This is a genomic window from Acidiphilium sp. PM (assembly GCF_000219295.1).
Lineage (GTDB): Bacteria > Pseudomonadota > Alphaproteobacteria > Acetobacterales > Acetobacteraceae > Acidiphilium > Acidiphilium multivorum.
The window spans coordinates 1-7,067 of sequence record NZ_AFPR01000118.1 but is presented as its reverse complement, the minus strand read 5'-3'; the positions used below and the strand labels follow the sequence as shown (position 1 = coordinate 7,067).

The 7,067-nt window shown below is 69.0% G+C and carries 7 protein-coding genes and 1 pseudogene; 2 read left to right on the top strand and 6 right to left on the bottom strand.

What is annotated here, in order from left to right; translation table 11 throughout:
* The 4 genes from APM_RS06035 to APM_RS06020 form a co-directional block, all read right to left on the bottom strand.
* On the bottom strand, nt 1-523 hold a 523-nt coding region (locus APM_RS06035; protein WP_007422467.1), incomplete at its 3' end, for a HyaD/HybD family hydrogenase maturation endopeptidase.
* A complete protein-coding gene (gene cybH, locus APM_RS06030; protein ID WP_007422466.1) occupies nt 520-1,254 on the bottom strand; it encodes a Ni/Fe-hydrogenase, b-type cytochrome subunit in 735 nt (244 codons plus the stop codon). The genes APM_RS06035 and cybH, both read right to left, overlap by 4 nt.
* 33 nt (nt 1,255-1,287) lie before the next feature.
* On the bottom strand, nt 1,288-3,084 hold the full coding sequence (locus APM_RS06025) for a nickel-dependent hydrogenase large subunit (protein ID WP_007422465.1): 1,797 nt from the start codon (nt 3,082-3,084) through the stop codon (nt 1,288-1,290).
* The gene (locus APM_RS06020; RefSeq protein WP_007422464.1) at nt 3,081-4,202 is read right to left on the bottom strand and encodes a hydrogenase small subunit; all 1,122 of its coding nucleotides are present in this window, start codon (nt 4,200-4,202) and stop codon (nt 3,081-3,083) included. The genes APM_RS06025 and APM_RS06020 overlap by 4 nt, the downstream gene beginning before the upstream one ends.
* Before the next feature lie 164 nt (nt 4,203-4,366).
* Between APM_RS06020 and APM_RS06015 the strand changes: the two genes are divergently transcribed.
* Complete coding sequence (locus APM_RS06015) at nt 4,367-4,750, top strand: nuclear transport factor 2 family protein (RefSeq protein ID WP_231844465.1); 384 nt, start codon at nt 4,367-4,369, stop codon at nt 4,748-4,750.
* A 9-nt stretch (nt 4,751-4,759) separates the two neighbouring features.
* Nucleotides 4,760-5,206: a type II toxin-antitoxin system RatA family toxin gene (locus tag APM_RS06010; RefSeq protein WP_007422462.1), complete on the top strand. Its 447-nt coding sequence runs from the start codon at nt 4,760-4,762 to the stop codon at nt 5,204-5,206.
* On the opposite strand, the gene APM_RS06005 is transcribed toward APM_RS06010, so the two are convergent.
* Nucleotides 5,188-6,726, bottom strand: a complete 1,539-nt coding sequence (locus tag APM_RS06005) for a prenyltransferase (protein ID WP_007422461.1) — start codon at nt 6,724-6,726, stop codon at nt 5,188-5,190. The two genes, APM_RS06010 and APM_RS06005, sit on opposite strands and share 19 nt — an antisense overlap.
* A gap of 30 nt (nt 6,727-6,756) precedes the next feature.
* Nucleotides 6,757-7,067, bottom strand: a pseudogene (locus APM_RS22205) (rhodanese-like domain-containing protein); the annotation flags it as partial.

Here is a 7,067-nt window from a genome sequence, read left to right as displayed (position 1 = left end):
CGGCCGGGCCGAGCGGCTCCGCCTCCTCGCCGGCCGCGCGCGGCGCGAGCGCGAACCCCGCCCCTGCCAGATGCGCCCGCACGATGTCCACCGCCTCGCCGATCCGCGCCGCCACCGGCGCCGACAGCCCGCCGCCATAGGTGTCGAGATCGCAGGGCTGCACGCCGACCAGCACCATCCGCGCCGGCGCCCGCCCCGAAATCTGCGCCAGCGCCAGCACGTCCTGGAAACTCGTCTGGTGCAGGCTCAGCTTCTTCGCGGTCAGGTAGCGCGGCACCTCGTCGTCGGCCGCCACCATCAGCGTCCCCGGCGCCAGCCCGAAATCCACCGCGTCGAGAATGACCAGAAGCCCGGCCTCGCCCACCACCGGCAGCAGCGCCAGCCCCTGCGTCCCGCCATCGACGAGGCGCACCTCCGGCCCGCACGTCCAGCCGGCATTCAGCGCCTCCACCGCGCGCACGCCGAACCCCTCGTCCGCCCAGAGCACGTTGCCGATCCCGAGCACCGTCGCCCCGCGGCTCATTCCCGGTCGTCCTTGAAGAAGCGCCAGCCATTGATCATCGTGCTGATCATCGTCTGCCGCGACATGATGTCCTCCCGCACCGACATGTAGACATGGACCATCGCGAACAGGATCAGGTACCACATCGCCAGGTGATGCCACGTGTGCACCGCCTGGCTGTTGCCGAAGAGCGGCATCACCCAGCTCGTGAACAGCGCAAAGGCCCAGGTGCCATGGCCGGTCCCCTCGCCGAACAGCGCGAAGCCGGTGACGATCTGGAACAGCACGCCGAGCGTGAACATCGCGAACATCGCAAGCTGCGCCAGCGGATTATGCCCGTTCTCCTTGCTCGTCTCGCGTTCGAGGAACAGGTACCAGCGGATCGTCCTGACGAACTCGCGCCGCCACGACCGCCGCCAGACCGCGGGCGCGAAAATCTCCCGCGCATACCGGTTGCCGACGATCGCCCAGTAGATCCGCACCAGCATCGCCACCGCGAACACGTCGCCGGTGATGAAATGGATCGTGCGGATGTCGCCCATCAGGAAATGCTGGCTCGGCTGGCCGACCTGCAACGGCCACAGCGGATCGGCGATCAGGAATCCGGTGATCGACAAAATCACGATCGACAGCGCCATCACCCAGTGCCAGATCCGCACCGGCAACTCGTACACATAGACCGGCGCGCTCACCCGCCTCGCCGTCGCCCCCTGCGCGAGATCCGTAGGCGTCGTCCGCGTGTCTGCCGTCATGGCACGATCCCCGATCCTGTTTCCGACGATCCCTCAGAGCACCTGCACGCGCACCAGCTCGCCGCCATCCGGCGCCATCACATGCGTCGAGCAGGCGAGGCACGGATCGAAACTGTGCAGCGTGCGCAGGATCTCCAGCGGCTGCTCGGCATTGGCGAGCGGCGTGTTGAGCAGCGCCGCCTCGAAGGCGCCGATATTGCCGGCCGGGTCGCGCGGCGAGCCGTTCCACGTCGTCGGCACCACCGCCTGATAGGCCTCGATTTTTCCATTACGAATATGAATCCAGTGCCCGAGCGCCCCGCGCGGCGCCTCCACCAGCCCCACGCCCTTCGCCTCCGCCGGCCAGCTCGCCGGCTCCCATTTCGCCGTGCTCGCGGTGGCGAGATCGCCGGCCTTGAGATTATCCATCAGCTGGTCGTGCAGCCGGCGCATCGCATGCGCCGCCCACGAGGCTTCCAGCCCCCGCGCGGCGGTGCGGCCCAGTGTGGTGAACAGCGCCTCGAAGGGCAGGCCGAGATCCTTCAGCAGCCGGTCGACCGGCTCCTTGAATTCCGCCATCCCCCTGGCGTAGCCGATGGTGAAGCGCGAAAGCGGCCCCACCTCCATCGCATGGCCGCGCCAGCGCGGCGCCTTGATGAAGGAGTATTTCTCCGATTCATCGAGCTGGCGGATATCCGTCCTGGTGCCGACGGTCTTGGCCCCGAGCCGGAAATCCGGATCGGTGATCCCCGACCACGGATGCAGGCCCACGGACTCGTTCGGGTATTTGTACCAGGAATGATCGACGAATTCCTGGATCTGCCCCGGGTCGCGCGCATCCACCTCGTGAATTTCGGCGAGGTTGCCGTTGACGATCGCGCCGCGCGGAATCATCAGGTTCCGGTCCGTCCACGCGTTCGCCTCGAACGGGAACTCGCCGTACGACATCACGTTGCGCCCCGCCAGCCCGCGCCCGTACTGCCAGGTCTTGTAGAACGAGGCGATGGCCTTCAGGTCCGGAATATAGACCTGGTCGATGAACGCGATGGTCTGGTCGATGATCGACGACACCAGATTGAGCTGCACCATGTTCACCGGCGCGCCGGCGGCGAGCGGACCGTCGAGATTGATCGCGCAGGCCATACCGCCGACCAGCCAGTTCGGATGCGGGTTCTTGCCGCCGAACACGGTATGGATCTTGACGATCTCGCGCTGGAAATCGAGCGCCTCCAGATAGTGCGACACCGCCATCAGGTTCGCCTCGGGCGGCAGCTTGTAGGCCGGGTTGCCCCAGTAGCCGTTCATGAACGGCCCGAGCTGGCCCGAGTCCACGAATTTCTGCAACCGCGTCTGCACGTCGCGGAAATAGCCCGGCGAGGAATTCGGCCACGGCGAGATCGACTGCGCCAGCGCGCTCGTCGCCTTCGGGTCGGCCTTCAGCGCGCTCACCACGTCCACCCAGTCCAGCGCGTGCAGGTGGTAGAAATGCACGAGATGATCCTGCGCCCAGAGCGAGGCGGTGATCAGGTTGCGGATCGTGTTGGCGTTGGCCGGAATCCGGATTCCCAGCGCGTCCTCCACCGTCCGCACCGAGGCGAGCGCATGCACCCCGGTGCACACGCCGCAGATCCGCTCGCAGAACGCCCAGGCATCCCGCGGGTCGCGCCCCTTCAGGATCACCTCCAGCCCGCGCCACATCGTCCCCGAGGAGACCGCGTTGCGGATCACGTTGTTCTCGTCGAGATTCACCTCGCAGCGCATGTGCCCCTCGATCCGCGTCACCGGATCGACCACCATGCGCTTGCCGCCCGCATCGAGCGTGAAGCCGTTCGGCGTGCTGACGCTGGTCACGGCCTGTCTCCTTCATCGCCGCTGTGTCGTGCCGCATCGTCGGGATGCGGCTTGCCCCGCATGTGCTTGACCACACTCGCCCCCGCATGCGCGAGAATGCCCGCCCCCGCGGCGCCCGCGACCACCGCGCCCACCTCGTCCGCCGTCGCCTCGATGCCGAATCCCGCGCCGATATGCGAAAGCCGCTGGTAGAACGGGCCATTATCCCAGAAATTGTCCTCGGCGCAGCCGATGCAGCCATGCCCGGACTGGATCGGGAACGACACCCCGCCATTCCACCGCGTCGTCGAGCAGGCGTTGTAGGTGGTCGGCCCCCGGCAGCCCATCTTGTAGAGGCAATAGCCCTCGCGCGCCCCCTCGTCGTCCCAGGTCTCGACGAACTCGCCGGCGTCGAAATGCGGCCGCCGATAACATTTGTCGTGGATCCGCTGACCATAGAACATCAGCGGCCGGCCCCGCGCGTCCAGCTCCGGCAGCCGCCCGAACGTCACCATGTAGGTGATCACGCCGGTCATCACCTCCGCGATCGGCGGGCAGCCCGGCACCTTGATGATCGGCTTGCCGGTGATCACCTTGTCGATCGGCGTCGCCGCGGTCGGGTTCGGCCGCGCCGCCTGCACGCATCCCCACGAGGCGCAGGCCCCCCAGGCGATCACCGCCATCGCATCCGCCGCCACCGCCTTGAGCTTCTCGACGAAGGGCTTGCCGCCGACGATGCAGTACATGCCGTCCTCGTTCAGCGGCGGGTTGCCCTCCACCGCCAGAATGTAACGGCCCTTGTACTTCCTTGGAATTTCATCGAGGATCGACTCCGCCTGGTGCCCGGCCGCCGCCATCAGCGTGTCGTCGTAATCGAGCGAGATCATCTTCAGGATCACATCCCGCGCCAGCGGATGGCCCGAGCGGATGAACGATTCCGAACAGCACGTGCATTCCAGCCCATGCATCCAGAGCACCGGAATCCGCGGCTTCGTCTCCATCGCATGCGCGATCCGCGTCGCATAAACGGGGTCGAGCCCGAGTGCCGCGGCGGTCAGGCTGCAGAATTTCAGGAACGAGCGGCGGCTGGTTCCCTGCGCGCGCATCAGCTCGTAGAAGGTTCGCGACTCGTCCTGCATGACAGGTCCTCCTCGCCCCGGCGCCACTGGGCTGGTTCTGCCGAAGTGTTTTCTGTTCGACCCAATAATGACGTCATGTTGCGGCCGGCACAGCGAACCTTCATTGATCTAGGTCAAGCCCCGCCAACGCGGAATGGCGTAATGACGTCGCCATGGACAACAGGATGCCCGACCGATCCCCGTCCCACCTCGCCGATGCGGCGAAGGTCTTCGCCGCGATCGACCGCCAGGACGCCGCCGCCTTCGCGTCGCTCTTCGCCAATAACGGCATGTTTGTCTTCGGCAATGCCGCCCCCGTCATCGGCCCCGCCGCCATCCGCGCCGCGGTCACGGCATTCTTCGCCGCCATCCGCGAATTGCGGCACGACATCATCGATGTCTGGCATGTCGGCGATTCCGTCATCACCCAGCTCACCGTGCTCTACCGCCGCCGCGACGGATCGGTGGTCTCCCTTCCGGCCGCCACCATCTGGCGCGTCTCCGATCTCGGCATCACCGACTACCGCATCTACGCCGACCTCGCCCCGCTCGTCGCCCCGTCGGACTGACGGCGCGTCATGGCCTCCTGCCGGATCGAGCGGCGCCTCGCGATCCCGGTCGCCGCGGCCTACGACCTGATCGCCGACATCGAATCCTATCCCCGCTTCGTCCCCTTCTGGCTCTCCGCGACCATCCTCGAGCGCACCGCGCGCCGGATGACGGTGCGCCAGGCGGTCAGCATCATGGGCCTGCGGATGGACTTCGTCTCCGCCGCCACCCTCGACCCGCCGCACCGCATCGCCATCCGTTCGGCCTCGCACCCCTTCCGCGATTTCGCCCTGTCCTGGTCGCTGCGCGAGATGCGCCCGGCGGCAACGCTGATCCGCGCCGAACTCGCGGTCGAATTCGACTCCCGCCCGCTCGATGCGATGGCATCGCGCCTCGTGCCGGTGCTGCTCTGGCGGGTGGTCGCGGCGTTCGAGCGGGAGGCGAGGGGCCGCGCCGCTCACCCCGCGAGAAGATAGGCGAGCGCCAGCAGCAGCCCGGTCGCCAGGTGCACGCCGATGGTGATCGCGTTCACCCCGAGCAGCTCGAACGGCAACCGCGCCCGCTCGCCCGGCGCCGCCCGCCAGCGCCGCACCCACAAGCTCCCCTTGCGCGCCGCGACGAGGGCGAGCGGCAGCGGCAGCAGCGCGAGGAACGCATATCGTGTCGCCAGCGCCGGATCGGCCCGCCCGATCAGCCCGAGCAGCGCGATCAGCCCGAACCCCGCGGCATCCAGCGCCAGATAGGCGCGGAACGGCCGCCGGAAATCGATGTCGCCGCCCGCCGTCTCCGCCAGCCGCACCACCCAGGTCCGCTTGCCCGCCGCCGCGTCGGCCGGCGCGTCCTGGAACTGGTTGATCCACAGGATCAGCAGCACGAACACCGAAACCGGCAGGGCGGCCAGCAGCCCCACCAGCCAGGGCACCGGCACGTGCATCGCGCTGGCCAGCACATAGGCGGTGCCGAGCACGATCACCGGCCCGAAGCCGAGCGGCACCGCGACCTCGCCGAGCCCGCGATAGCTCAGCCGGAACGGTCCCATGGTATACATGATGCCGAGTGCGCAGCCGATCACGCCGAAGCCGAGCAGCGGCGTCGGCGCCAGCGCGTGGCCGGCGAGTGCCGCGTTGATGTGCAGCCCGATCGCGACCGTGCCGCCGAAGCAGATCGCGCTGCCCAGCAGCACCTTCCACGCCGCCACCATCCCGAGCTGGATCGCCCGGCTGCCCCCGGTGAACGGATTGCCGCCAACCTCGTTGCCCTCGTCGGCCCCGGTCTCGTGGTCGCCGTAATCGTTGATCAGGTTCGTCCCCGCCGCCGCCAGCAGAACGCCCGCGATGCACCAGAGGAACAGCGCCCACGGCCAGTCCGCCCCGGTCCCGGCGCGCGCTATCGCGAACCGCGCCACCGCCCCGCCCAGCAGCACCGGCACGATCGCGGCGGTGAAGAACGGTGCCCGCACGGTGCGGATCCACAGCCGCATCCACCCGCCGAGATCGTCCAGCGCCAGCCGCGCGTCGCTGCGCCGGTTCTGCGGCAGCGCCTGCCAGGCGAAGCGCGGCGTCGCCATCCGGTCCACCAGCGCGAGCCGCGTCGGCCGCAGCCGGTAGCAGGCAAATTCTCGCGCCGCCGCGTCATCCGGCCCGGCCCCGCCATGCAGCGCCGCCAACACCCGCCCCCGCGCCGCCGCCTCCCGCAGCTCGACGCAGAAGCCCGTGACCTCCAGCAGGAGCGAAAATAACGGATCGTCAGTCTCGACGATCGCCTGCGCCCGCGGATTGATCGACAGCAGGGCGGTGAGGCGCGAGGCGCGATGGGCGGCGAAGACGAGGTCCTCCCCATCCCGCGCGCAGAGCAGCGGTGTTGCCGACGGGTTGCCGTCGATCGCGCCGGCGATCACCATCCGCCGCGCCTTGTCGAACAGTTGCGCGGTCAGCGCCTGGTCCGCACTCGCCCGCTCCGCGTTGCCGCCGAGGCGCATGGCGCCGAACTGGTCCATCCCGGCCTCCCGTCGTCCCGAATTCCGCGCTCAGCCGCACATGCCGTTCAGATTGACCGGCGCCGTTCCGGCCGGCGCCTTCGGTGCCGCCTGCGGCGCGGCGGGGGCCGCCTCGGGTGCGGCCGGGGCCGGCGCGATCGGCGTCGCCACGATCTCGGGGCAGAGGTTGAGCGCCCGCACCATCGCCGCCTGGTCCGGCCGCGCCGCCGCCGCCTCCAGCGCCTGTCCCCACGCCGCGAGCCCGCCCGTCATCGCCCGCGCCATCACCCCCGAGGCCCGCAGCATCACCGCCGCCTCGGCCGCCTTGTCCGTGGCGTTGCCATACAAGATCACCTGCGGCG

Excerpts from the sequence above, each read along its gene's own strand:
- cybH (WP_007422466.1), bottom strand. The coding sequence starts at position 1,254 with ATGACGGCAGACACGCGGACGACGCCTACGGATCTCGCGCAGGGGGCG.
- APM_RS06020 (WP_007422464.1), bottom strand. The coding sequence starts at position 4,202 with ATGCAGGACGAGTCGCGAACCTTCTACGAGCTGATGCGCGCGCAGGGA.
- APM_RS06015 (WP_231844465.1), top strand. The coding sequence starts at position 4,367 with ATGCCCGACCGATCCCCGTCCCACCTCGCCGATGCGGCGAAGGTCTTC.
- APM_RS06010 (WP_007422462.1), top strand. The coding sequence starts at position 4,760 with ATGGCCTCCTGCCGGATCGAGCGGCGCCTCGCGATCCCGGTCGCCGCG.
- APM_RS06005 (WP_007422461.1), bottom strand. The coding sequence starts at position 6,726 with ATGGACCAGTTCGGCGCCATGCGCCTCGGCGGCAACGCGGAGCGGGCG.